26 protein-coding genes are annotated in these 23,520 nt (G+C 65.9%); 14 read left to right on the top strand and 12 right to left on the bottom strand.

Annotated elements, in window-relative coordinates; translation table 11 throughout:
* Positions 1–81: 81 nt before the first annotated feature.
* Positions 82–1,323, bottom strand: coding sequence for a cyanate transporter (locus tag G5S42_RS07595; RefSeq protein ID WP_176106211.1), 1,242 nt, complete (start codon positions 1,321–1,323; stop codon positions 82–84).
* A gap of 203 nt (positions 1,324–1,526) precedes the next feature.
* On the opposite strand from G5S42_RS07595, the gene G5S42_RS07590 reads away from it, so the two are divergent.
* Positions 1,527–2,270 (top strand): GntR family transcriptional regulator, encoded by a 744-nt coding sequence (locus G5S42_RS07590; protein WP_176106210.1) that lies wholly within the window; start codon positions 1,527–1,529, stop codon positions 2,268–2,270.
* Positions 2,271–2,476: 206 nt separating this feature from the next.
* On the opposite strand, the gene infA is transcribed toward G5S42_RS07590, so the two are convergent.
* From infA to G5S42_RS07575, 3 genes are all read right to left on the bottom strand, one after another.
* Positions 2,477–2,755 carry a translation initiation factor IF-1 gene (infA, locus tag G5S42_RS07585; protein WP_176106209.1) on the bottom strand — a complete coding sequence of 93 codons (279 nt, stop codon included), beginning with the start codon at positions 2,753–2,755 and terminating at the stop codon, positions 2,477–2,479.
* Between the two features lie 135 nt (positions 2,756–2,890).
* The gene (locus G5S42_RS07580) at positions 2,891–3,172 is read right to left on the bottom strand and encodes a hypothetical protein (RefSeq protein WP_176106208.1); all 282 of its coding nucleotides are present in this window, start codon (positions 3,170–3,172) and stop codon (positions 2,891–2,893) included.
* A 504-nt stretch (positions 3,173–3,676) separates the two neighbouring features.
* Positions 3,677–3,895: a hypothetical protein gene (locus G5S42_RS07575; RefSeq protein WP_176106207.1), complete on the bottom strand. Its 219-nt coding sequence runs from the start codon at positions 3,893–3,895 to the stop codon at positions 3,677–3,679.
* Between the two features lie 237 nt (positions 3,896–4,132).
* On the opposite strand from G5S42_RS07575, the gene G5S42_RS07570 reads away from it, so the two are divergent.
* Genes G5S42_RS07570 through G5S42_RS07560 form a run of 3 tightly spaced genes read left to right on the top strand, consistent with a single transcriptional unit; the run spans position 4,133 to position 5,294 of the window.
* Positions 4,133–4,777 (top strand): helix-turn-helix transcriptional regulator, encoded by a 645-nt coding sequence (locus G5S42_RS07570; RefSeq protein WP_026228479.1) that lies wholly within the window; start codon positions 4,133–4,135, stop codon positions 4,775–4,777.
* 58 nt (positions 4,778–4,835) lie between these two features.
* A complete protein-coding gene (locus tag G5S42_RS07565) occupies positions 4,836–5,063 on the top strand; it encodes a DUF1653 domain-containing protein (protein ID WP_176106206.1) in 228 nt (75 codons plus the stop codon).
* A gap of 36 nt (positions 5,064–5,099) precedes the next feature.
* A complete protein-coding gene (locus G5S42_RS07560) occupies positions 5,100–5,294 on the top strand; it encodes a YqaE/Pmp3 family membrane protein (protein WP_013092013.1) in 195 nt (64 codons plus the stop codon).
* A gap of 60 nt (positions 5,295–5,354) precedes the next feature.
* Here the strand turns inward: G5S42_RS07560 and G5S42_RS07555 are convergent, their stop codons facing one another.
* Positions 5,355–5,663, bottom strand: a complete 309-nt coding sequence (locus G5S42_RS07555) for a 2Fe-2S iron-sulfur cluster-binding protein (RefSeq protein WP_176106205.1) — start codon at positions 5,661–5,663, stop codon at positions 5,355–5,357.
* A 305-nt stretch (positions 5,664–5,968) separates the two neighbouring features.
* Here G5S42_RS07555 and G5S42_RS07550 point away from each other — a divergent pair, with 305 nt between their 5' ends.
* The gene (locus G5S42_RS07550) at positions 5,969–6,259 is read left to right on the top strand and encodes a DUF1488 family protein (RefSeq protein WP_013092011.1); all 291 of its coding nucleotides are present in this window, start codon (positions 5,969–5,971) and stop codon (positions 6,257–6,259) included.
* A gap of 25 nt (positions 6,260–6,284) precedes the next feature.
* Here the strand turns inward: G5S42_RS07550 and G5S42_RS07545 are convergent, their stop codons facing one another.
* From G5S42_RS07545 to G5S42_RS07515, 7 genes are all read right to left on the bottom strand, one after another.
* A complete protein-coding gene (locus G5S42_RS07545) occupies positions 6,285–6,818 on the bottom strand; it encodes a cytochrome b (protein ID WP_176106204.1) in 534 nt (177 codons plus the stop codon).
* Positions 6,819–6,941: 123 nt separating this feature from the next.
* Positions 6,942–8,243 carry an NCS2 family permease gene (locus G5S42_RS07540; protein WP_176106203.1) on the bottom strand — a complete coding sequence of 434 codons (1,302 nt, stop codon included), beginning with the start codon at positions 8,241–8,243 and terminating at the stop codon, positions 6,942–6,944.
* Between the two features lie 163 nt (positions 8,244–8,406).
* Entirely contained in the window at positions 8,407–8,901 is a 495-nt protein-coding gene (locus G5S42_RS07535; RefSeq protein ID WP_176106202.1) for a YaiI/YqxD family protein, read from the bottom strand.
* 139 nt (positions 8,902–9,040) lie between these two features.
* Positions 9,041–9,307 (bottom strand): DUF4148 domain-containing protein, encoded by a 267-nt coding sequence (locus G5S42_RS07530; protein WP_176106201.1) that lies wholly within the window; start codon positions 9,305–9,307, stop codon positions 9,041–9,043.
* Positions 9,308–9,534: 227 nt separating this feature from the next.
* Positions 9,535–10,305, bottom strand: coding sequence for a slipin family protein (locus G5S42_RS07525; RefSeq protein ID WP_176106200.1), 771 nt, complete (start codon positions 10,303–10,305; stop codon positions 9,535–9,537).
* On the bottom strand, positions 10,302–11,972 hold the full coding sequence (locus G5S42_RS07520; protein ID WP_176106199.1) for an NfeD family protein: 1,671 nt from the start codon (positions 11,970–11,972) through the stop codon (positions 10,302–10,304). The genes G5S42_RS07525 and G5S42_RS07520 overlap by 4 nt, the downstream gene beginning before the upstream one ends.
* Positions 11,973–12,056: 84 nt before the next feature.
* Positions 12,057–13,103 (bottom strand): AraC family transcriptional regulator, encoded by a 1,047-nt coding sequence (locus G5S42_RS07515; protein WP_176106198.1) that lies wholly within the window; start codon positions 13,101–13,103, stop codon positions 12,057–12,059.
* 221 nt (positions 13,104–13,324) lie between these two features.
* On the opposite strand from G5S42_RS07515, the gene G5S42_RS07510 reads away from it, so the two are divergent.
* From G5S42_RS07510 to G5S42_RS07470, 9 genes are all read left to right on the top strand, one after another.
* Complete coding sequence (locus G5S42_RS07510) at positions 13,325–14,458, top strand: acyl-CoA dehydrogenase family protein (RefSeq protein ID WP_176106197.1); 1,134 nt, start codon at positions 13,325–13,327, stop codon at positions 14,456–14,458.
* Positions 14,459–14,569: 111 nt separating this feature from the next.
* Positions 14,570–16,261 carry an AMP-binding protein gene (locus G5S42_RS07505; protein ID WP_176106196.1) on the top strand — a complete coding sequence of 564 codons (1,692 nt, stop codon included), beginning with the start codon at positions 14,570–14,572 and terminating at the stop codon, positions 16,259–16,261.
* A 151-nt stretch (positions 16,262–16,412) separates the two neighbouring features.
* A complete protein-coding gene (locus G5S42_RS07500) occupies positions 16,413–17,954 on the top strand; it encodes a CoA-acylating methylmalonate-semialdehyde dehydrogenase (RefSeq protein ID WP_176106195.1) in 1,542 nt (513 codons plus the stop codon).
* 49 nt (positions 17,955–18,003) lie between these two features.
* On the top strand, positions 18,004–18,921 hold the full coding sequence (mmsB, locus tag G5S42_RS07495; RefSeq protein WP_176106194.1) for a 3-hydroxyisobutyrate dehydrogenase: 918 nt from the start codon (positions 18,004–18,006) through the stop codon (positions 18,919–18,921).
* Complete coding sequence (locus tag G5S42_RS07490) at positions 18,918–19,718, top strand: enoyl-CoA hydratase (protein WP_176106193.1); 801 nt, start codon at positions 18,918–18,920, stop codon at positions 19,716–19,718. Before mmsB ends, G5S42_RS07490 begins: the two co-directional genes overlap by 4 nt.
* Positions 19,715–20,887, top strand: coding sequence for an enoyl-CoA hydratase/isomerase family protein (locus tag G5S42_RS07485; protein ID WP_176106192.1), 1,173 nt, complete (start codon positions 19,715–19,717; stop codon positions 20,885–20,887). Before G5S42_RS07490 ends, G5S42_RS07485 begins: the two co-directional genes overlap by 4 nt.
* A gap of 573 nt (positions 20,888–21,460) precedes the next feature.
* Positions 21,461–21,790, top strand: coding sequence for a hypothetical protein (locus G5S42_RS44140; protein WP_246391849.1), 330 nt, complete (start codon positions 21,461–21,463; stop codon positions 21,788–21,790).
* A 178-nt stretch (positions 21,791–21,968) separates the two neighbouring features.
* A complete protein-coding gene (locus tag G5S42_RS07475) occupies positions 21,969–22,151 on the top strand; it encodes a CsbD family protein (RefSeq protein WP_176106191.1) in 183 nt (60 codons plus the stop codon).
* A gap of 260 nt (positions 22,152–22,411) precedes the next feature.
* A complete protein-coding gene (locus G5S42_RS07470; protein ID WP_176106190.1) occupies positions 22,412–23,506 on the top strand; it encodes an AI-2E family transporter in 1,095 nt (364 codons plus the stop codon).
* Positions 23,507–23,520: the final 14 nt, after the last annotated feature.

The following is a 23,520-nucleotide window of genomic DNA, read 5'->3' as shown; positions in this document are numbered from 1 at the left end:
GGGACAGCGGACGCCCGATGCACCGAAGCGGCGCATCGCGTACGAAACGGTCGAGGCTCAAAGGCTCAAAGGCTCAAAGCCTCAAAGCCAGCGCGAATAACTGCGTGGAGAAAACAGCAAGGTCACCGCCATCATCGCGGCGATGCAGCCGCCGAGCATGATCCACGCGGCGGCGAACCCGCCGCTCCAGCCGCGTACGATGCCGGCGACGAGCGGCGTGACGGCCGCGACGATAAAGCCGACGCCCTGCGTGAACGCGACCAGCTGGCCGGCCACGCGATAATCGCTCGAATGATCCATCGCGGTCACGAGCGTCAGCGAAAACACGCCGCCGAGCCCCGCGCCCGCGATGCCGACCCATAGCAGCGGCGCGGCGTCGGGCTGTGCGATCAGGCCGAGCACGCCGGCCAGTTGCGCGGACAAGCCAAGCATCAGCCACGGTCGGCGATCGCGGAACGACGCGGCGGCCAGCGGCAGCAGCAATGCCGACGTGGCCTGGAAGACCGTCATCGCGGCGAGCAGCGAGCCGCTCGCTGAGACGCTCATGCCGCGCTGCTGATAGAACGCCGGCAGCCACGCGACCAGACTCGTATAACCGCCGTTGACGATGCCGAAGTACAGGCCGAGCGTCCACGCGCGCTGAGTGGTCCACGGCGAGAACGCCGGCGCGGGCACGGCAGGGGTGCGCACGGCGATGTGGACCACGGCATGCCGCCGCGTCAACAGCCACCAGCCCGTGAGCGCGACGCAGGCCGGCAGCGCCCACACCGCGAGCCCCGCATGCCAGGAATGCATCGCGCGGCTGACCCACGGACTCAGACTCGCGCCGAGGCCGCCGCCGCCCATGATCGACGCGGAGAACACGCCCATCGCGAGTGGCACGCGGGCGTGGAAACGCTGCTTGATGACGGCGGGCAACAGCGCCTGAATCGCGGCGACGCCGGCGCCCGCGAGCAGCGCCGTCGAGAGCAGCGTGAAGCCGCTCGACGCCAGCCAGCGCGCCGCGCATGCAAGCGCGATCGCGACGAGGCCGAGCGCGACTCCGCGCGTTTCGCCGACGCCGCGCGTCAACGCCGCCGCGCCGAATGCGCCGACGCCCATCGCGACGACCGGCAGGCTGGTCAGCAATGACGCGCCGTAGAAGCTCAGGCCGGTCGCGTCGCGAATCGTCGTCATCAACGGGCTGATCGAGGTCAGCAATGGCCGCAGATTGATGCCGATCACGACGATCGCGCCGAGCCACGCGAGGTCGTGCCATGTGAGCGCGGCGCGGGCGCGGTTTGCGGAGGTACTGTGGGGAGCAGCGCTGGTGGGCAAATTCATGGCGAGCCTGAGAGCCGGACTGCGGAAAACGTTGCAGTCTCCGTTTTGGTCAACCATAGTAACCGAATATGGTTAACCATTTGCGCGAATGTCCGGTATAAGCGGCGGCGTAGCCAGGCAGATTGGCGTCGTGCGCGGGGCATCGCTAGAATGCTGCGGCGTTGTTCCGTTCTTGTTTTCCACCGTCCACGGTCACTGAAATCATGGCTGCGCGTTCCCCGCGTTCTTCCTCTGCCGAATCCGCTTCATCCGCTTCCCTTGCGAGCGGCGACGCCTCGCCGAGCGTCGAAGAGCGCATTTATGCGTCGATTACCTCGGCCCTGCTGCAGGGGCGTTTGCGGCCCGGTGCGCAACTGGTCGAGCGCGATCTCGCGGCCGCGTTCGGCTGCACGCGCGGCGCGCTGCGCAAGGTGCTCGCGCGGCTGGGCTTCGAGGGCAAGCTCGTGCTCGAGGCGAATCGCGGCGCGTTCGTGCCGTCGCCGTCGGAGGAGGACATTCGCCAGGTGTATCGGGCGCGGCAGATCGTCGAGGCGGGCATCGTCGCATCGCTTTGCGGTGCGCTGAGCGCCGCTCATAAACGGCGCTTGCGCGCGCATGTGCGCAGCGAGGAAAAGGCGCTGCGCGCGGGCGCCATCGATGAATCCGTGCGCCTCGCCGGCCAGTTTCACGTGCTGCTGACGGAGCTGGCGGGCGGCACCGAGTTGCTTGGACTGGTCGGGCAACTGGTCGCGAAGACCGAGCTGTACAAGGCGCTGTTCGATCCGTCGAAGGGTTCGAGTTGTTCCGCCGATGAGCATGCGCGGATCATCGACGCACTCGATGCCGGCGACCTGCAAGCCGCGTTGACGGCGATGCGCGAGCATCTGTCGGAGTTGGAGGAGCGGGTGGTCGAGCAGGTGCGCAAAAGCGCGGATGGGGAGGATCTGGGGGCGGTGTTCGGAGTTTAGCGAGACGCGCCGCGACGTGCGTGGTCGCCCAAGCGGCGCGCCGCCAGATTCCAGTCAAGACGCCGCGCGTTCGTTCGAGCAGAACGCGGAGCCGAAGGTGGGGCGCGAGTCTGTAGGGTCTCGCGCTGACTCTCGAGGTTCGGGCGGGCTGCCCGCGTCACCTGCAATGGCATGGCAGGTACGCAGGGCGGCGCCGTCACCACTGCTTATCTACGCCGCGCACCCTGCGACGCCGGTCGTGGCGCACCGCCACCGCTCTGGCGTTCGTCCTTGTGGCGGAAATTGATCCGCCCCTTGGTCAGGTCGTAGACCGACATTTCGAGCGTCACGCGATCGCCCGCGAGAATACGGATATGGTTCTTGCGCATGCGTCCGGACGCATAAGCGCCGACCACGACGCCGTTGTCGAGCGTCACGCGGTAGCGGCTGTCCGGAAGCACTTCGTCGACGATACCGTCAAGTTCAATCAGTTCTTCTTTCGCCATGCATCACTCCTGGTCGATGGGATAAAGGGGAAATCGGCCGCGGGCATTGCGAGCGGCGCGACTGTGGATTCGTTGGAAAAGCAACGGCGCCCAAACGCACGCTGCGCGACATGAGTGACGCGCCGATGACGCCGCTCAAAGATCGGTGACCGACTGACCGCTCACCTGGCCGTCGATCAGCCGTTCCGCATGCGCCATGCACGCGATGCGCGCCTTGCCCATGCCGTCGAACGGAAACAGATACTGCAGACGGAACACCCGGCCGTCGGCCGCCGGATTGGCGCCGACGCGGCAGATGCGCACCGATGCGTCGTAACCGGCGCCAGGATCGCGCGTCGCTTGCGCGCCCGGCGGGCGGCGCGGATAAACGAGCGGGTGAATTTCGTAACCCTTGTAGGTCTTGACTGCTGAATTCATGAAAACGTGTCCTGTATTGCGTGGTCCGCGCGCCGCGTGCGGGGCGCTGCTTCCGGCATCGTCTGCTCGAGGCGTCGCGACGCGGACCGGCGGCGCAGCACCCGATGGGCGCGCCGCGATGAAAATGGTTGGCACAGGCCTGCTAGACCCGGCGGGCTCAATGACAATGGCTCGAGCGGTCGCGCGAAAACGCGGATTCGACCGAAAACGCTGAAGCGGCGCGCCAATTCGTGCGCCGGACGCATGATGCTGAACGACCGCTCGGTGTACTTCTCGCGACGGCGAATGCGGACGGCGCATTGCCGGAGTGACGGGATCGCCGATAAGGGGCGGTCGAACTGTCGGGGGTGGTGCGGAGATGCCGGGTTGAGACTGCCTGGTGCTGCCAGTGCTATATGGGTGCGAGGTGCAACTATTGCAATATGATGCCTGAAATAGGGCTGATTGGATAGTGCAAACTTCAGTGCACGGCCGGAACGCCCGCCTGGCGGGGCTTCGCGGGCGTCAGCGCGACGTCTCGGCGACGCGCTTCTGCAATTCGCGCGCGGCCGCCAGCGGCAAGCGCGCATCGTCCCAGCCGGCCAGCCATTCGACTTCCTTCGCCGTGAAGACCTGACCATAGTTGCGCAGTGCGTACTGCAGCGAATCGATGACGTGATTGCGAATGATCTCAGGCGTACGCGTGTCGTCGAGCACGGCGCGAAGCGCTTCGAGTGTGGCCATCGGTCGGCTCCGTTCGGTTGGATGTCGGTGGTTCAGCGTTTATCGCACGAAAAAAATGCGCTCGCGAGGTGGACAAAATTGCCGTCCGGCGGCGATTCGCGGCGCCAGCGCGAGGCCGCTACAATGGCGGCTTCCTGAATGGCGGACCGAGCGTGCGCGCCGAAGCCTGCTGCTGGCATCTGGCATCGTCGGCATTCGCGATCGCGCGCCGCCTCCTTCGAACCTCGCGGTTTTTCCTTGCGCAACCCGAACGTGTCTCCTGTCAAAGACCTGCTGTTAAAGCGCTACGCGCCGATTGCCGACGGCATCGCCGCGCTGCTCTATCCGTGCGCCGAAGTGGTGATTCACGATCTGCGCGATCAGACCATCGCGTATCTGGCGAACAATCTGTCGCGGCTCGAGGTGGGCGCGCCGTCGGTGCTCGACGACGCGCACTTCGCGGCGCGCGGCCAGACCATCGGTCCCTACGAGAAACTGAACTGGGACGGGCGCCGCATGCGCTGCGTGAGCAACATCCTGCTCGACGACGATGGCAAGCCCGCCGGCATCCTGTGCGTGAACTTCAACATCGCGGTGTTCGAGGACGTGCGCTCGACGCTCGATCTGTTCATCAAGGGCGGCACGATGACGGACGCGCCAGGCGACGATCTGTTCCGCGACGACTGGCAGGACCGCATCAACACGTATCTGCACACGTGGTTGCGCGACCGGCAGATCGGCATCAATGCGCTGACGCGCGAGCACAAGCGTGAAATCGTCGAAGCGCTGCACGCGCAGGGCGCGTTTCGTGGCCGCAGCTCGGCGAACTACGTGGCCGCGGTGCTGACGATGGGTCGCGCGACCGTCTACAAGATCCTGAAGCAGATGAAAGAGGGCGGCTGAGTTCAGGCGCGCGGTGCTTGAAAATGCTTCGATGACGCTCAAAATAAGGACATACGCGATGCGCTACCGACATTACAAAGGCGGCCTTTACGAACTGGTCTGCGAGGCCACGCTCGAATCGGATCCGACGGTCACGATGATCGTCTACAAGGCGGCCAATGGTACGATCTGGACCCGTCCAGCGACGGTGTTTTTCGAGCTGGTCGAGCAGGACGGCGTCAAGGTCCCGCGCTTCGCGCCGCTCGATGAGTTCAACGACGAAGCAGATGCGTCCCGCTCGGACTAACGCATGCTGCCTTAACGACAGGAACAGGAAAACCGAATGCGTCTTTTGCTTGCCATCATTCTGCCGTGGTTGCAGTTTTTCACGATCGGCCGTCCGTTTGCGGGCATCATCTGCCTGATTCTGCAAATCACGGTGATCGGCTGGGTGCCGGCGGCCATCTGGTCGGTGTATGCGCTGAGCCAGTACAACACGGACAAGAAAATCGCCCGCGCGATGGGCAATGGGCGGTAACACGCGGCGTCTGAAGCGTCGGCGAGTGTGGGCGCGTCGCGCTCACGCTCGCGCCATCATTCACCCCACCGGTATTACGACCGCATCCGGCACTTCGATCACCACGTCGGTTTCCGCGATCGCCACGCACGGCAGGATATAACCGTCCGCCTTTTCCTCACGGCTCACCCCGGGCCATTCAATCGAATAGCGCACACGCCCGGACGTCATCCGGCACAAGCAGGTGCGGCACGTGCCGTTGCGGCACGAACGCGGCAAACGCAGATTCGCGAAAGCGGCGGCTTCGAGAATCGTCAGCGAATCGGGCGCTTCGAAGCTCTGGCCGAGCGGTTCGACGCGAACTACAGGCGGGCGGGTGGGGGCGGACATCGTGCAGGTTAGTCACTTGGTGCGCGACACTTTACACGGGATCGGACGCCGCTTGATACCGCACTGCAACATAGGCAAATCAGTCGTGTTGTCAAGAAAAAATCGGGGAAATCTTGCACCTGGCCCGAACTCGTCTAAAGTGAATCAATTCACCTCCGCGTGGCGCGAACTGACTATGCCGCGATGAGATGACGGCCCGCGTCGACTGCATGGGACAAGGAGGAACGAGCGGCTGGCGCGATAGCGAGCAATCAGCGCGTGCATTACCCAAGCGCATCGTACGCGCACTCTTCCAGGTGACTCCCATGCAGATCCAATTTCCGAACGAAGCCCCTGAATATTCAGGTCGCGAACTTACCTTGGCGTTTCCGGCAATGGTCGATGGGCAGAGGGTGGAGTGCATGATCACCGCGGAAGCGCTCGAGGATCACTTCGGCGCCGCGTCCCCCCGGCAGGAGGACATGATCGTTGCGTTCGACACGCACCGGCCGCGCATCGAGGCGGCCACGCGCCGGCTGTTGTCGGAAACGCGCGCGCAGTGTCTCGTGCTCAGAAGCGGCTACGTGCGTTTTTATGAGGCGAACTGGCGTAACTGACTGCACGCAGCCAACCCCATCGCTTTCAAATGATCCGCCGCAGCGCCCGATCCTTGAACACCACATGGTGCGCGATGGCGGCGAGCGCATGCAGTCCGATCACCCAATAGAACACGTTGCCAAGCCACTCGTGTGCGTCGTTCAACAGCGGCCGCGCGATCGAATCCGCACGCACCAGCGTGAAGCTGATGTCCGTCCACGCGAGCGACACCGGCCGCCCGCCCGCGTTGACCATCAGGATACCGAGCAGCGGCTGCGCGAAGATGAACACATAGAGCGCGAGGTGCGCGGAGCGCGCGACAAAAGCGAGCAGCCGGTTGTTTTCGAGTTCCTCGGGCGCGCCGGCCCACAGTCTCCAAAGCAGCCGCAGCACGGCCAGCACGAGCACCAGCGTGCCCGCCCAGAAATGCACGCCGGTCCAGAACTCGCGGCCGTCGGAGCCGCGCGGTCCGCGGATTTCGATGGCCAGATAGGCCAGCGCGACCAGCAGAAAAATCATCCAGTGGAAGAAAATCGCGGGCCTCGTGTAGCGGTCCGTCGTGCGGTTATATGAGGACATGGCGGCTCCTGGGGGCGACCCGATCTATCGCGACCCGATCGATCGTCGTTCGAAACATCGGATGATAAACGGTCACCGAACCCGAGGACACTTTCGACCACGCAACCGAACCGCGCGACGTCCTCACTCGCTGCCGAGATAGAAATACCGGAACAGGAAAATCGCCGCGATGATCCACACGACCAGCTTCACCTGGCGCGCCTGGCCCGTCAGCAGCTTGAGCGCCGCGTACGAGATGAAGCCGAACGCGACGCCGTTCGCGATCGAGTAGGTGAACGGCATCAGCAGCGCGGTCAGCGCGGCCGGCACGACTTCGGTCGCGTCGTCCCACGGCAGGTCGACCAATTCGCGCAGCATCAGGCACGACACGTACAGCAGCGCGGGCGCGGTCGCATACGGCGGCACCACTTCGGCGAGCGGCGCGAAAAACAGCGCCGCGACGAACAACAAGGCGACCGTGATCGCGGTCGCGCCGGTACGGCCGCCGGCCTGCACGCCGGACGCGCTTTCGATATACGCGGTCGTCGACGACGTGCCGAGCATCGAGCCGGCGAGAATCGCGGTGCTGTCGGCGAGCAGCGCGCGATTCAGCCGATGCATCTTGCCTTCGACGAGCAGCCCCGCGCGGTTCGCGACGCCCATCAGCGTGCCGGTCGCATCGAACAGCTCGACGAGGAAGAACACCAGTACCACGTTCAGAATGCCGCTCGACAGCGCGGTGCGGATATCGAGCTGGAACAGAGTCGGCGCGATCGACGGCGGCATCGACAAGACGCCGTGAAACTGGTTGCCGCCAAAGAAAAAGCTCAGGATCGTCACGCCGACGATACCGATCAGGATCGCCCCGCGCACGCGCAGATGATCGAGGGTGACGATGCCGAAGAAGCCGATTGCCGCGAGCACGACGTGCGCGTCGTGCAGATTGCCGAGCGTGACGAGCGTGGCCGGATTGCCGACCACGACGCCGGCCGACTTCAGCGAAATGATCGCGAGAAAGAGGCCGATACCGCCGGTGATCGCGATCCGGATCGAATGCGGGATGCCCTTGACGATCACCTCGCGCACGCGGAACAGCGTAACGATCAGGAACAGGCAGCCGGAGATGAACACCGCGCCGAGCGCGGCCTCCCACGTGTAGCCCAGGCCCTTGACGACCGTGTACGCGAAGTACGCGTTCAGGCCCATGCCGGGCGCGAGCGCGATCGGGTAGTTCGCGTACAGACCCATGATCAGCGACGCGAGCGCGGACACGATGCAGGTCGCGACGAACACCGCGCTCTTCGGCATGCCGGCGTCGCCGAGAATCGCCGGGTTCACGAAGATGATGTAGGCCATCGTCAGGAAGGTGGTCACGCCGGCTAGCACTTCGGTGCGCAGGTTGGTGTCGACGGCGTCGAAGCCGAAGTAGCGTTTGATCGAGTCCATGTGGCGGGTTTTCTCTTTCGTCGTTCGGAAAGTGTTTTTGTGATTTAGGCAGTCGCCGCGCGGCCCGGCAAAACGGGCCGCGCGGCGGTGTTACGGCGGAATTGTAAACACCAACGGCGGCGCCTCGTCGCTTGCGGCTGCGCCGGCAGCCCTCTCGGGCCCGTCAGGCGGGCGGTTTGCCGGGCGACTGTGGCGCCGGCACATCACCGCGCGGCGCATGACGCGCGAGCCAGCGATCGAGTTCGCCAGCAAACGTCTTGCCATCCCGCGCGCTGAAGGCGGACGGACCGCCCGTGTCGACGCCGCTCGCGCGCAACTGGTCGAGCATCGAGCGCATGCGCAGCCGTTCTTCGATCGTGCCGGGCGTGAACCAGTTGCCGCGCGGATCGAGCGCGTGGGCATTTTTTGCCAGCACGGCGGCGGCGAGCGGGATGTCGCCGGTGATCACGAGGTCGCCCGCGACGACGCGCTCGACGATCAGCTGATCGGCGGCGTCGAAGCCGGCCGGCACCTGGATCGCGCGGATCAGCGGCGACGGCGGCACGCGCAGGAACGCGTTGGCGACCAGCGTCAGCGGCATGCCGGTGCGGCGCGCCGCGCGATAAAGCATGTCCTTGACGACGGCCGGGCAGGCGTCGGCATCGACCCAGATTGGCATGGTGCGGATTCCGGCTAGGTGCGGCTGGTTTGCTGCGTGGGAGTTGGAGGGACGGGATGATACCTTGCCGCGACGCAAAGGGTTTCCCTGCCGCCCGCGGCGGGCGGCATTCAGGCTGCGGGTGCGGCAGCGACTGCTGTTACTGCACTGTCGTCGGTTCGAGGCCTTGCCGCTCTGCGCGGCGTTGCGCGACGATCCGGCCGGCTTCCTGCGCGTTCTCCGGATAGTTGACCCAGTCGTTCGGATCGTAGCCGGCGGCAAGCCATTCGATGAGTTCGGCGCGGACCTGGGCGCGCGTTTTCGGCGCCGACGGGTCGTTGGGCTGCATCACCGCTTGCGCGTAGACAGTGCTGATACTCACGGCGGCAACCAGCGCGCCGAGTCCAATGCGGGAGAACAGATTCATGGCGGGCTCCTACGGAGCAGAAAAACAGCCGGGCCTGGTCATTTTTCGGTGCGCGCCGGGTGAGGCGGTAGAAAGCAGCGCACCATTTCTGCCGGCAAATCGAACCCGCCGCGAGCCGCGTTCCCCACGTTAGCGCAAGCAACGCGGAAAGCGGCGGGTTTGCTTAAAACTTCAAAAGTTCGGCGCTAGTCGATGCCAAATGGGCGTCCTGACAAAGTCTCGTCCTATCACGTCGAAGGCTTGTTGAACCGTTCCATCACCGCGCTCACCAGGTCGATCGGCAGCGGAAACACGATCGTCGAGTTCTTGTCGGCGGCGATCGTCGTCAGCGTCTGCAGATAGCGCAGCTGCATCGCCTGCGGCTGGCGCGCCAGCGTCTGCGCTGCTTCGAGCAGCTGCCTCGACGCCTGCAACTCGCCTTCCGCGTGAATCACCTTGGCCCGCCGTTCGCGCTCGGCCTCAGCCTGACGCGCGATCGCGCGGATCATCGTTTCGTTGATATCGACGTGCTTGATCTCGACGATCGACACCTTGATGCCCCACGCATCGGTTTGCGCGTCGAGCACCTTCTGGATGTCGGTGTTCAGCTGCTCGCGCTCGGACAGCAGCTGGTCGAGGTCGTGCTTGCCGAGCACCGCGCGCAGCGTCGTTTGCGCCAGCTGGCTGGTCGCCTCGAAGTAGCGCGCGACCTGGATCACCGCCTTCTCCGGATCGACGACGCGGAAATACACGACCGCGTTCACCTTCACCGACACGTTGTCGCGGGTGATTACGTCCTGCGTCGGCACGTCGAACACGACGGTGCGCAAATCCATCCGCACCGCCTGCTGCACGATCGGAATGATCAGCACCAGTCCGGGCCCCTTGACCTTCCAGAAGCGGCCGAGCATGAACACGACGCCGCGCTCGTATTCGCGAAAAATCCGCACCGACGACGCGATCAGCACGGCCACCAGCAGGATCAGGATGCTGCCGAAGCCGAATGTGAAGCCGATCATGAGGGTTCTCCTTGTCCTTGTATTGGGGCGGCCGGTTTGACGGGCACCACGGTCAGCGTGAGGCCGTTGCGCGCCGTGACGCGCACGCTCTGCCCCGGCGCGGCCGGCGTCGTGCTCGACACGCGCCAGCGCTCGCCGTGCACGCGCGCCCAGCCGCCCAGCGGGCCGCTGGCCGAGTGTTCGGGTTCGGGCAGCAAGCCGCCGTCCAGCACCACGCCGACGCAGCCGATCAGCGCCTCCGAGCCCGTCACGACCGGCCGGCGCCGCGCGCGCAGCGCGAGCCGCGACACGCCGAGCACGAACGCGACGCTGAACACGACGACCGCGGCGATCAGCGGCAGCGGGATGCCGTAGCCGGGCACATCGGTATCCATCAGCATCATTGCGCCGACCACGAACGCGACCACGCCGCCGAAACCGAGCGAGCCGAAGGTCGGCAGGAACGCTTCGCCGATCAGAAAGGCGATGCCGAGAAAGATCAGCCCGAGGCCGACATAGCTGACGGGCAGCATCTGCATCGCGAACAGGCCGAGCAGCAGGCTGATCGCGCCGACCACGCCGGGCAGCACGAAGCCCGGATTGGCGAATTCGAAGAACAGGCCGTACATGCCGAGCATCAGCAGAATCAGAGCGACGCTCGGATCGGTGATCACGGCGAGGAAGCGGCTGCGCCAGTCGGGTTCGAGCGTGATCAGCGGCGCATGCGCGGTCTGCAGCGTGACGCTGCCGGCGCTCGTGACGACTGTGCGGCCGTTCAGCTGGCGCAGCAGGTCGGGCACGTCGCGCGCGACGATATCGACGACGTGCTGCGCGAGCGCTTCTTCATCGGACAGGCTGACCGCTTCGCGGACCGCGCGCTCGGCCCAGTCGGCGTTGCGCCCGCGCATCTGCGCGAGGCCGCGGATGTAGGCGGCGGCATCGTGGACCTGCTTGCGCAGTTCGGTCGATTGGGTGTCGAGCGGCAGCGCGCTGGCGGCTTCGGATGATGCGCCGGGTGCCGCAGGCGCGGACGCGGACCCGGAAGCGCCGCCGGGCAGCGTGCGCATGTCCGGCAGTCCCGGCGTGCCTGGAGTGCCCTGCGTTCCCGGCGTTCCAGGTGTGCCCGGCATTCCCGGCGGGCCGCCGCCACCGGGTGGCTCGTTGCCGCCGATGCCCATCTGGATCGGCGTCGCGGCGCCGAGGTTGGTGCCCGGCGCCATCGCCGCGATATGGCTCGCGTAGACGATGTAGGTGCCGGCACTGGCGGCGCGCGCGCCGCTCGGCGCGATGAAGGTCGCGACCGGTACCGGGGAGGCGAGGATCGCCTTGATGATCTGCCGCATCGACGTGTCGAGTCCGCCGGGCGTATCGAGTTGCAGCACCGCGAGTTGCGCGTGCTGGCTCTCCGCGCGCTGTAAACCCCGCACGATGAAATCGGCGGTGGCCGGCCCGATCGCGCCGTTCACCGGAATCACCTCGACGCTGTTCGAGGTCGCGGCGCCGACGTTGGCCGGTGTCGCCGCATTGGCCGCTTGCAGCGGCGCCAGCGCTCCGCACGTCGCGAAGCCGAGCGCGCACAGCACGCCGAGCACGGCGATGCCGCGCATCAAACGGCCCGCGGTGCCGCCGTGGATAAGCGGCGTGCGCGGACCGGACTGCCGGAGCGGGAGACGCGGAGTCGTGTTCATCGCTGACGGCCGTCGCGCCAGCCGGTGCGAACCAGCGGCGCGGGCCCATACCTCGATCAAGGCTGGCCGGTTGCCGCTTAAAGCTTAGTCCGATTCGGCGCGACGCGTGAGATCGAGCCCCGTGGCCCGGGCCGGCCGATAGTCGGTCGGGCGCATGCCGGTCCATTTGCGGAACGCGCGATGAAACGCACTCGGCTCGGCGAAGCCGACGGCGTTCGCGATATCGGCGATGGTGCGCTGTGTGCGCTGCAGTTCGGCAATCGCGATGTCGCGCCGCAGCGCGTCCTTGATCGACTGATACGTGTGGCCCTCCTGCTTCAGGTGCCGCCGCATCGTCGCCTCGGCGACGTGCAGGCGCGCGGCCATCTGATCGGCCGCGGGCCAGCCGGACATCGGCAGTGCGCGCAGCGTCTTGCGCACGCGCGCGGCGAGCGAACCGGGATTGCGGTACTTGACGATGAAGCTGCCCGGCGCATCGCGCAGAAACGGGCGCGCCGAGCGCGAAGTCTGGATCACCGGCAGCTCCAGAAACGCGGGGTCGAGATCGACGTACGACTCGGGCTCGTCGAAATGCATGTCTTCGCAGAACATCAGCCGGTATTCGTGCGCGGCCGGCGGCGCGGCGCAGCGAAAGCGCGCTTCGAGCAACGGAATGCGCCGGCCGACGAGCCAGCAGACGAGTCCGTACACGAGGATGAAATACGTCGCGTAAGCGAACATCGCCGGCTTGCGCGCGCCCGCGCGTTCGACGAACTTCAGGCGCACGCGCTCCGCCTCGGTGTCGATCGTCGCGCCGAGATCGTCGAGCACCAGCCGCATGAAGCCGACTGCGCGCGCGAGCGCTTGCGCGCCATTGCGCGCGCCGAGCGCCATCTGCGTCATCGCGATGAAGCTGCCGCTTTTCATCGGATGCGAATCCTGGCCGAAGAACTCGTCGTCGAGCGCGCGCGCGATGCCGGCCCACAGCGCGCCGTATTGCGCCGACGAAACGCGGCTTTTCGGCGACGCGAGCATCGGCGCGGCGATGCCGGCCGCCTCGGCGAACGCTCGCGCATCGAGCCCGCGCGCCGTTGCGAGCGCGAGCGTTTCCTCGACGAGACTGACGGAGATCGTGCCTTTGTCGCTTTTCATCGGAATTCGGTTTATCTGGCAAAAGCGCTCAGCATCGGTTGGCTCGTGGTTCGTGAAACCCCTGAAATGACGAAGCCCCATGCACGCGCATGGTAGCAGGATGGCAAAAGCGCTCAGCAAATGTGAGCGGAGCGAGCATCGAGTGGCGCGAGCCGCTTGCCTACACTTGCCGCATCACCGAGATCGCCAGCACGGCCGTCAGCACCCACGAGGACGCAGTCATGGACAGCTTCTACACCGACGAACAACGGATGATCCGCGACGCCGCGCGCGACTTCGCGACCGAGTGTCTGGCGCCGCACGCGGCGCAATGGGATCGCGACGCGCAACTGCCGGCCGAGGTCGTTGCGCAGATGGGCGAACTCGGTTTTCTGGGCATGATGGTGCCGGCCGAGTGGGGCGGCTCCTACACCGACTACGTCGCCTACGCGCTCGCGCTCGAAGAGATCGCAGCCGGCTGCGCGGCCTGCGCTACGCTGATGAGCGTGCACAACTCGGTCGGCTGCGCGCCGATCCTGAACTTCGGCAGTGCCGCGCAGAAGGACCGCTATCTGCGCGACCTTGCGACTGGCCGCACGATCGGCGCGTTCTGCCTGACCGAGCCGCAGGCGGGCTCCGAGGCGAACAATCTGCGCACCCGCGCGCAGTTGCGCGACGGGCAGTGGATTCTGAACGGCAGCAAGCAGTTCGTGACCAACGGCGCGCGCGCCGGGCTCGCAATCGTGTTCGCGGTCACCGATCCCGAGCGCGGCAAGCGCGGCCTGTCGGCCTTCATCGTGCCGACCACGACGCCGGGCTTCGACGTCGGCCGGCCGGAGCACAAGCTTGGCATTCGCGCGTCCGACACCTGTCCGATCTCGCTCGATCACTGCGCGGTGCCCGAGGCCAACCTGCTCGGCGAACCGGGCGAGGGTCTGCGCATCGCGCTGTCGAATCTCGAAGGGGGGCGCATCGGCATCGCCGCGCAGGCGGTCGGCATCGCGCGCGCCGCGTTCGATGCCGCGCGCCGCTACGCGAGCGAGCGCGAACAGTTCGGCAAGCCGCTGAAGGACCATCAGACCATCGCCAACATGCTCGCCGACATGGCGACGCGCCTGAACGCCGCGCGCCTGCTCGTGCATCATGCGGCGCGGCTGCGCTCGGCGGGGCGGCCGTGTCTGTCGGAGGCGTCGCAGGCGAAGCTGTTCGCGTCGGAGCTGGCCGAGGAGATCTGCTCGAACGCTATCCAGATTCATGGCGGCTACGGCTATCTGGAGGACTATGCGGTGGAGCGCCACTATCGCGATGCGCGCATCACGCAGATTTACGAAGGGACGAGCGAGGTGCAGCGGATGGTGATCGCGCGCCATGTTTGAGGGCGGCGTTTGAGCGCACAATAGCCTGGCCGTGATGCTTCGTTGAGCGGAAGAGCGGCAAAAACCAGCGGCAAAAAAACTGAGCGCCCAGAGCGCCACCTGGAGACGACGATGACAGCAGCGAAAGCCTTTCTCGAAGCGCGCGATCTGCTAGTGCGCCATCGCACCGACTACGAGCGCGCGTACCGCGAATTCACGTGGCCGGCGCTCGGCGAGTTCAATTGGGCGCTCGACTACTTCGACGCGATTGCGCGCAACAACGACAACCCCGCGCTGTGGATCGTCGACGATCCTTCCAGCGACGGCCTGCGCCTGTCGTACGCGCAGATGTCGGAGCGCTCGTCGCGGATGGCGAACTTTCTGCGCAGCGCAGGCGTCGGTCGAGGCGACCGTGTGCTGCTGATGCTGCCGAACCGCGTCGAGCTATGGGACGTGATGCTTGCCGCGATGAAGCTCGGCGCGATCGTGCTGCCCGCCACCACGCAGCTATCCGCCGACGACGTGCGCGACCGCGTGCAGATCGGCGGCGCGAAGTTCGCTGTGGTCGACAGCGCGGAGCTGGGCAAATTCGATGCGCTAGACGTGCCGCTCACGCGCTTCTCGGTCGGCGCACCGCGCGACGGCTGGATCGATGTCGCCGCCGCGTACGAGGCGGCGCCGGATTTCACGCCGGACGGCGTCACCCACGCCAGCGATCCGATGCTGCTGTACTTCACGTCCGGCACCACGTCGAAGCCGAAGCTCGTCGAGCATACGCATCAGAGCTATCCGGTCGGGCATCTGTCGACGATGTACTGGATCGGCCTGCAACCCGACGACATCCATTGGAACATCAGCTCGCCGGGCTGGGCCAAGCACGCGTGGAGCTGCTTCTTCGCGCCGTGGAACGCGCAGGCCTGCGTGTTCGTGTTCAACGTCCCGCGCTTCGTGCCGAAAGACACACTCGCCGCGCTGGTGCGCTTCAACGTGACCACGCTGTGCGCGCCGCCGACCGTCTGGCGCATGCTCGTGCAGGAGCCGCTCGGCGACTATCCGGTGAAGCTGCGCGAGATCGTCGGCGCGGGCGAGCCGCTGAATCCGGAGGTCATCGAGCGCGTCAAGCACGCGTGGGACATCACGATCCGCGATGGCTACGGCCAGACCGAGACGACCTGCCAGATCGGCAATTCGCCGGGCCAGCCGGTGGTGGCCGGCTCGATGGGGCGTCCGCTGCCGGGCTACCGCGTCGAACTGCTCGATGCCGACGACCAACCCGTGACCGAAGGCGAAATCGCGCTGCCGCTCGCCGAACGGCCGCTCGGCCTGATGACCGGCTACGCGAACAATGTGAACGCGACCGCGCAGGCGATGCGCAACGGCTTCTATCGCACGTCGGATGTCGCGCTGCGTCGCGACGACGGCTACTACGTGTACGTCGGCCGCTCGGACGATGTGTTCAAGTCGTCCGACTATCGGCTGAGTCCGTTCGAACTCGAAAGCGTGCTGATCGAACACGAAGCGATCGGCGAGGCGGCCGTCGTGCCGAGCGCGGACGCGTTGCGCCTGTCGGTGCCGAAGGCGTTCGTCACCGTGCGTCAGGGCTATGAGGCCGGTCCCGAACTCGCGCGCGCGGTGTTCGCGTTTTCGCGCGAAAAACTCGCGCCATACAAGCGGATCCGTCGTCTGCAATTCAGCGAACTGCCGAAAACGATCTCCGGCAAGATCCGCCGCGTCGAGTTACGGCGCCGCGAAATGGAGCGCGCGGCCGAACCCGCGCGTCTGCCCGACGAGTACTGGGAAGAGGATTTCCCCGACTTGCGTTGACTGTCTTCATTCCTCGCCATTGCTGGTGTTGCCGCCCCGGTCTGAATCGCACGCGTCGAATTCGAGCTTCGGATTCAATGCGTCGGGGCACTGTTTTTTCCTTCCCTATCGCTGTCCGGCCGCCGCGCGGCCATCGCACAGGAGTTTCAGCATGAGCACCCTTGCTTCGAACGAGACCAGCCGCGACGTCGCCGGCGCCGTGGCCACCGTCAAACTGCTGATCGACGGCGAGTTCGTCGAATCGAAGACGACCGAGTGGCGCGACATCGTGAACCCGGCCACCCAGGCGGCGCTCGCGCGCGTGCCGTTCGCGACCGTCGCGGAAGTCGACGCGGCGGTGCGCAGCGCGCACGCCGCATTCAAAACGTGGAAGGACACGCCGATCGGCGCGCGCATGCGCATCATGCTGAAGTACCAGGCGCTGATTCGTGAGCATATGCCGCGCATCGCGAAGACGCTGTCGGCCGAGCAGGGCAAGACGATTCCCGATGCCGAGGGCGACATCTTCCGCGGTCTGGAAGTCGTCGAGCACGCGTGTTCTATCGGCACGTTGCAGCAGGGTGAATTCGCCGAGAACGTCGCTGCTGGCGTGGACACCTACACGTTGCGTCAGCCGCTCGGCGTCTGCGTCGGTATCACGCCGTTCAATTTCCCCGCGATGATCCCGCTGTGGATGTTCCCGATGGCGCTCGTGTGCGGCAATACCTTCGTGCTGAAGCCATCCGAGCAAGACCCGCTGTCGACGATGCAGCTCGTCGAACTTGCGCTCGAAGCCGGCGTGCCGAAGGGCGTGCTGAACGTCGTGCACGGCGGCAAGGACGTGGTCGATGCGATGTGCGCGCATGAACTGGTAAAGGCGATTTCGTTCGTCGGTTCGACGGCGGTCGGCACGCACGTGTATCGCCTCGGCAGCGAACACGGCAAGCGCGTGCAAGCGATGATGGGCGCGAAGAACCACGCGGTGGTGCTGCCCGACGCGAACCGCGAACAGACGCTCAACGCGCTCGCGGGCGCCGCGTTCGGCGCGGCCGGTCAGCGCTGCATGGCGACTTCGGTGGCGGTGCTGGTGGGCGCCGCGCGCGAGTGGCTGCCCGAGCTCGTCGCGAAGGCGAAGACGCTGAAGGTCAATGCGGGGCACGAGCCGGGCACCGATGTCGGGCCGGTCGTGTCGCGCGCGGCGAAGCAACGCATTCTCGGTCTGATCGACGCGGGCGTGAAGGAGGGCGCGACACTCGCGCTCGACGGCCGGGATGTGAGCGTGCAGGGCTATGAGCAGGGTAACTTCATCGGCCCGACGGTATTCAACGACGTCACGACCGACATGGAAATCTACCGCACCGAAATCTTCGGACCGGTGCTCGCGGTGGTCAACGTCGCGACGCTCGACGACGCGATCGCGCTCGTCAACGCAAACCCGTTCGGCAACGGCGTGGGCCTGTTTACGCAAAGCGGCGCGGCGGCGCGCAAGTTCCAGAGCGAGATCGATATCGGCCAGGTCGGCATCAACATTCCGATTCCGGTGCCGGTGCCGTTTTTCAGCTTCACCGGCTCGCGCGGCTCGAAACTCGGCGATCTCGGTCCGTACGGCAAGCAGGTCGTGCAGTTCTACACGCAGACGAAGACGGTCACCGCGCGCTGGTTCGACGACGACACCGTCAGCGACGGCGTCAACACGACGATCCGCCTGCGTTGAACGCATTGAACGCATTGAACGCATTGAACGCACATACGGAGACGACACCATGAAAATAGGCTTTATCGGACTCGGCAACATGGGCGCGCCGATGGCGCTGAACCTGCTGAAGGCGGCCCACGCGCTCAACGTGTTCGATCTCAGCGCACAGGCCGTGCGCACGCTCGTCGATGCGGGCGCGCAAGCGGCCGGCTCGCCGAAGGCCGCCGCCAGCGACGTCGAATGCGTGATCACGATGCTGCCCGCCGCGGCGCACGTACGCAGCGTGCTCGTCGCGGACGACGGCATCCTCGCCGGCATCGCGGCGGGCGTGCCGATCATCGATTCGAGCACGATCGATCCCGCCAGCGTGAAGGCGTTTGCCGAACTCGCCGCGGCGCATGGCAACAGCTTCGTCGATGCGCCGGTGTCGGGCGGCACGGGCGGCGCGGCGGCGGGCACGCTGACCTTCATGGTCGGCGGCAGCGCGAGCGCGTACGAGCAGGTCAAGCCCGTTCTGCTGGCGATGGGAAAAAACATCGTCCATTGCGGCGATACCGGCACCGGCCAGGTCGCGAAGATCTGCAACAACCTCGTGCTCGGCATCTCGATGGCGGGCGTCGCGGAGGCGATGTCGCTCGGCGAGGCGCTCGGCATCGACACGAAGGTGCTCGGCAGCATCATCAATACGTCGACCGGGCGTTGCTGGAGTTCGGACACGTATAACCCGATGCCGGGCGTGATCGAGACCGCGCCTTCGTCGCGCGGCTATACCGGCGGCTTCGGCACCGACCTGATGCTGAAGGACCTCGGCCTCGCCACCGATGCCGCGCGCGGCGCGCGTCAGCCGGTCTATCTCGGCGCGCTCGCGCAGCAGCTTTATCAAACGATGAGCACGAACGGCGCGGGACGTCTGGACTTTTCGGCGGTAATCAAGCTGTATCGCTCGCGAGAGCGCGGCGGCGACGGCCAGGGAGGCACCCAATGATCGAGCTCGATTACGCGCACGACGGCGCGGTTGCGTTGATCACGTTGAAACGGCCGCCCGCGAACGCTTTCACGCCCGACGGTTTGCTGCAATTGCAGCGCACCGTCGAGCAGTTGAACGCCGATGCGCGCGTGCGCGCGCTGGTGATAACCGGCGACGGCCCGAAGTTCTTCAGCGCGGGCGCCGATCTGAACACCTTCGCCGACGGCGATCGCGAAGTGGCGCGCGCCGCGGCGGCGCGTTTCGGCGCGGCGTTCGAAACGCTGCAAAACGCGCGGCCGGTCGTGATCGCGGCGCTCAACGGCTATGCGATGGGCGGCGGTCTCGAATGCGCGCTCGCATGCGATATCCGCATCGCCGAGCAGCATGCGGTGCTGGCGCTGCCTGAGACCGCGGTCGGACTGCTGCCGTGCGGCTGCGGCACGCAGACGCTGCCGTGGCTGGTCGGCGAAGGCTGGGCCAAGCGGATGATCCTGACCGGCGAGCGCGTCGATGCGGCGAGCGCGCTGCGCATTGGCCTCGTCGAAGAAGTGGTGGAGCGCGGCGCCGCGCGTGAAGCCGCGCTGAAGATGGCGCAGCGGGTCACGGGTTTGAGCCCGCAGGCGGTCAGCTTCAGCAAGGAGCTGATCCATCAGGCGCGGCATGGCGTGCCGCGCGCCGCCGCGCTCGCGCTCGAACGCGAGCGTTTCGTCGATCTGTTCGATGGCGCCGATCAGCGCGAGGGCGTCAACGCATTCCTCGAAAAACGTGCGCCGCGCTGGCAGACGAGCCATGCACCAAGGGAGACGCAGCGATGAGCACTTTGCAAAGCGTTGCGGTCGAAGCGCGCAATGCGCCGAATACGCAAGCCGAAGCGGACGTGCTGTTTCGCGTCGTCAACCGTGTGGCGATCATCACGCTGAACCGCCCTGCTGCGCTCAACGCGCTGTCGCACGCAATGGTGCGCGAGCTCGCCGTGCTGGTCGAGCAATGCCGCACCGATCCCGGAATCGTCGCGCTGGTGCTGAAAGGCGCCGGCGACAAGGGCTTTTGCGCGGGCGGCGACGTGCGCGAGGTGCATCGGCTCGCAACGCAGGGCGACCCGCGCTGGCTCGCGTTCTTCGTCGACGAATACCGGCTCGACTACGCGTTGCACACGTTTCCGAAGCCGGTGGTCGCGCTGCTCGACGGTATCGCGATGGGCGGCGGCATGGGCCTCGGCCAAGCGGCGCGGCTGCGCATCGTGACCGAGCGCAGCCGCATCGCGATGCCGGAGACGCGCATCGGCTTCGTGCCCGATGTCGGCGCGAGCCGCTTTCTGAACGTGATGCCGGCCGAGCTTGCGCTGTATGTCGGTCTGACCGGCGCGACGCTGGCGGGCGCCGATGCGATGCGCCTGCAACTGGCCGACCTGTGCGTGCCGGCCGACTGGCTCGCGAGCTTCGAGGAACGTTTGCAGCGCATGCCGCACGACACGTCGGACACCGGGCGCATCGACGCGTTGCGCGCCGTGTTCGAGCCGCCGTGCAACATCGTGCCGCACGCGCCGCTCGGCGCGCTGACGCAACTGATACTGCGCCACTTCGACCGGCGCTCGGGCGTCGAGCGCATCGTCGCGACGCTGCGTCAGGATCTCGAACGCGAACCGCCGCGCGAGGTGCGGCAATGGCTGCAAGCGACCTACGAGGCACTGAGCGCCCATTCGCCGACGATGCTGCACGTGACGCGCGAAGCGCTGCTGCGCGGTCGGCAGATGACGCTCGCCGACTGCTTCCGGATGGAGCTCGGCATCGTGAAGCGCTCGATTGACGAAGGCGATTTCCGCGAGGGTGTGCGTGCGCAATTGATCGACAAGGACCGCCGGCCGCGCTGGTCGCCGGCGACGCTCGCCGATGTGCAACCCGAGCGCGTGCGGCATTTCCTGAGCTTGCCGTGGCAAGGCGGCGCGCATCCGCTGGCGGCGCTGGGCGCGGGGCATGGCGACTGACTTGTGCGGCATCGCGCATGCCGCAAGGTGTGCGCGGTGAGCGGGGCCCGGCGTCGGCGCGCGAGCCTGGAGCGCGAGCGCCATTGGCTCTGCCTGGCATCACGAGTCCCAACGTCCCACCCAGCAGCCGCCCGATACTGATTGTGGTGTGGCGTACACAGACCACGCGCGCCAATTGACATCCACCCGGGCGCAATCTTAGATAGAGAGTTCATCCCCGTCCCGACTGGCACAGCCTGCTCACAGCCCTCATCACGGGCACTCTTCCGACCTACGGTGCGTTCCCACGGCACCGTTGCCGATTTTCTCGATCTATCGTTTCTTCGATATCGACAAGCAATGGTGGACCCGAGAGACGTGGGACGAGTATCGCAACAGCTCCGCGGGCGACGGAGTCGGATGAAAGGTCTTTGCTCGTACTGTCGATCCATGCGTTGGGGCGCTGTTACGAAGTGTTGCAACTACAACTTTACCTGAGGGCCGGTTATCCGATTTACTATGCCGTGCCAGAGGATATTCTGAAGGCCGAAATCTTGCGGTCTTGCGCGAAGAGAAAATCCGCCGAGCATCTATGTGATCGACCGTACCAAGCTTCCCGCATGCTTCATCAATCACGATGCGGGGCTGCTGAGGTTCGAGGGCATCGATCTCGACGGGGGCAGCCGGGAACCGCCGCTGCCGGCGAGCTGCATGCTCGACGAACGCAGGGAGCGCTACCGTAAGCGAGTGCTTTCGTTCAAGCCCGCGGATGACGATGCCGCGCTGCGGAACCTTTTGAATGGCGCAAAGAACAAGGCACTTTTCCGGCATATCTTTCACGGCTCGAAAGGTGATCATCCTGAACCGGCTCACGGCAAGGATGACGCCAGCGACGCCGCGAAGGGCGCCGTCACGGTCAAGTGACGAAGCGTGGCGCAGTAGTATCGGGAACGCGGCATGCTAGCAATTTTCAGGTTGCTCCGACGCGGATCGTTTCGTCAGAAGCGATCCGCGCCATCACGAGGCGCGTCGCGCCGTACGTTGGCTGTTTCGTTGCAACGCCAGCAGGCAACTCCACAGTCAAACCTAGCAGGAAGGCACCATGGACAGGAATCGTGTAGAAGGCACAGCGAAGGAGCTCAAGGGCTCGGTCAAGGAAGCGATTGGCAAGGTCACCGGCAATCGCGCGAAGCAGGCCGAAGGAGCGGCCGAGAAAATCGCCGGCAGGATCCAGGCGAGAATCGCCGAAGAAGCCGAAGAGGAACGTGAGCGCGTGAAGAGCTAGCGCGCCACGGTTTCGTCGCGGTTTCGTGCATCCCAGCGGTATCTATCCGGACAGCCCGGTTTCGGGCGCAGCAAAGTCAGGCACGCGAGCCGTGCACTGACGCACCACGTGCGTAGCGCCTCGCACGCCGTCGGTGCTCGTCGCGTCGCGCCCTCGCGGCGCGGTGTTCGACACACGTATCGTGTAAATTTCTGTTACGGTCCAGAGTCAGCCGGCGCATTCTTTGCGTCGGTACCGCATCGCCCATTCGAGGACGCCTCATGCTGGGATTCGACGTCGGCGCGGCCAGGAAAATCTGGACCGCGTCTCTGCTCGCGCTGCTGTTTTTCGTCATCTATGTCGCGTCGACGACGGTGCTCGTCATCGTGTTCGCGGTGTTCTTCAGCTATCTGATCTACCCGATGGTCGCGCTGGTCGAACGCGTGAGGCCGCGCCGCGTGCCGCGCGTCATGTCGATCGCGGTCGTGTTCGTCGTCGTCGTTGCGCTGCTCGCGGTGGTCGGCTCGGTGTTCGGAGTGGAATTGCAGGATCAGGCGACGCGCCTCTTTTCGCAATTGCCCGGGCTGCTACGCACCGACGTGCCGAACCGTTTGCCGTTGCCGCATTTTCTCGAACCGCTGCGCGAGCGGATCGTCGATTTCCTGCGCAGCCAGATCGAGACCGGCTCCGACAAGGCCGTGCCGTTGGCGCGCAGCCTCGGGCTCGGCGTCGTGCATGCGGCGAGCAACCTGATCTATCTGGTGCTGATACCGATCCTGAGCTTCCTGCTGATCAAGGACGGCGAACGGATGCGCGACGCGTTTCTCGCGTTGCTGAACCGGCGGCATCGCGTGCTGTGGAACGAGATCGTCGACGATGTGAACGTGCTGCTGTCGAAGTACGTGCGCGCGCTGCTGTTCCTGTCGCTCGCCACGCTGTTTTGCTACGGCGTCGCGTTCTCGCTGCTTGGCGTGCCGTACGCATTTCTGCTCGCGGTCAGCGCGGGGCTGCTCGAATTCGTGCCGTTCGCGGGGCCGCTGGCCGCGGTCGCGATCACGCTGGTGGTCGCGGTCTTCAGCGGCTATCCGCACCTGTTGTGGCTGGTGATTTTCATCGGCCTGTACCGGCTGTTTCAGGACTACGTGCTCAATCCGTATCTGATGAGCGAAGGCGTCGAGCTGAGTCCGTTTCTGGTGATCGTCGGACTGCTCGCGGGCGACCAGCTCGGCGGCGTCGCGGGGATCTTTCTCGCGGTGCCCGTGATCGCGACGCTAAAAATCGTGATTGGCCGGGCGCGGGTGTTTTACGCGGCGTCGCACGAACAGGGCGAAGCCGCGCGGCGCGCGCTGACCGGCAGCACCGACGACGAGGCGTAGCGCGCGACCTTGCA

It is taken from the genome of Paraburkholderia youngii, from assembly GCF_013366925.1.
GTDB classification, from domain to species: domain Bacteria; phylum Pseudomonadota; class Gammaproteobacteria; order Burkholderiales; family Burkholderiaceae; genus Paraburkholderia; species Paraburkholderia youngii.
The sequence above is the reverse complement of the archived record's forward strand: the minus strand, read 5'-3'. Positions and strand labels throughout refer to the sequence as shown.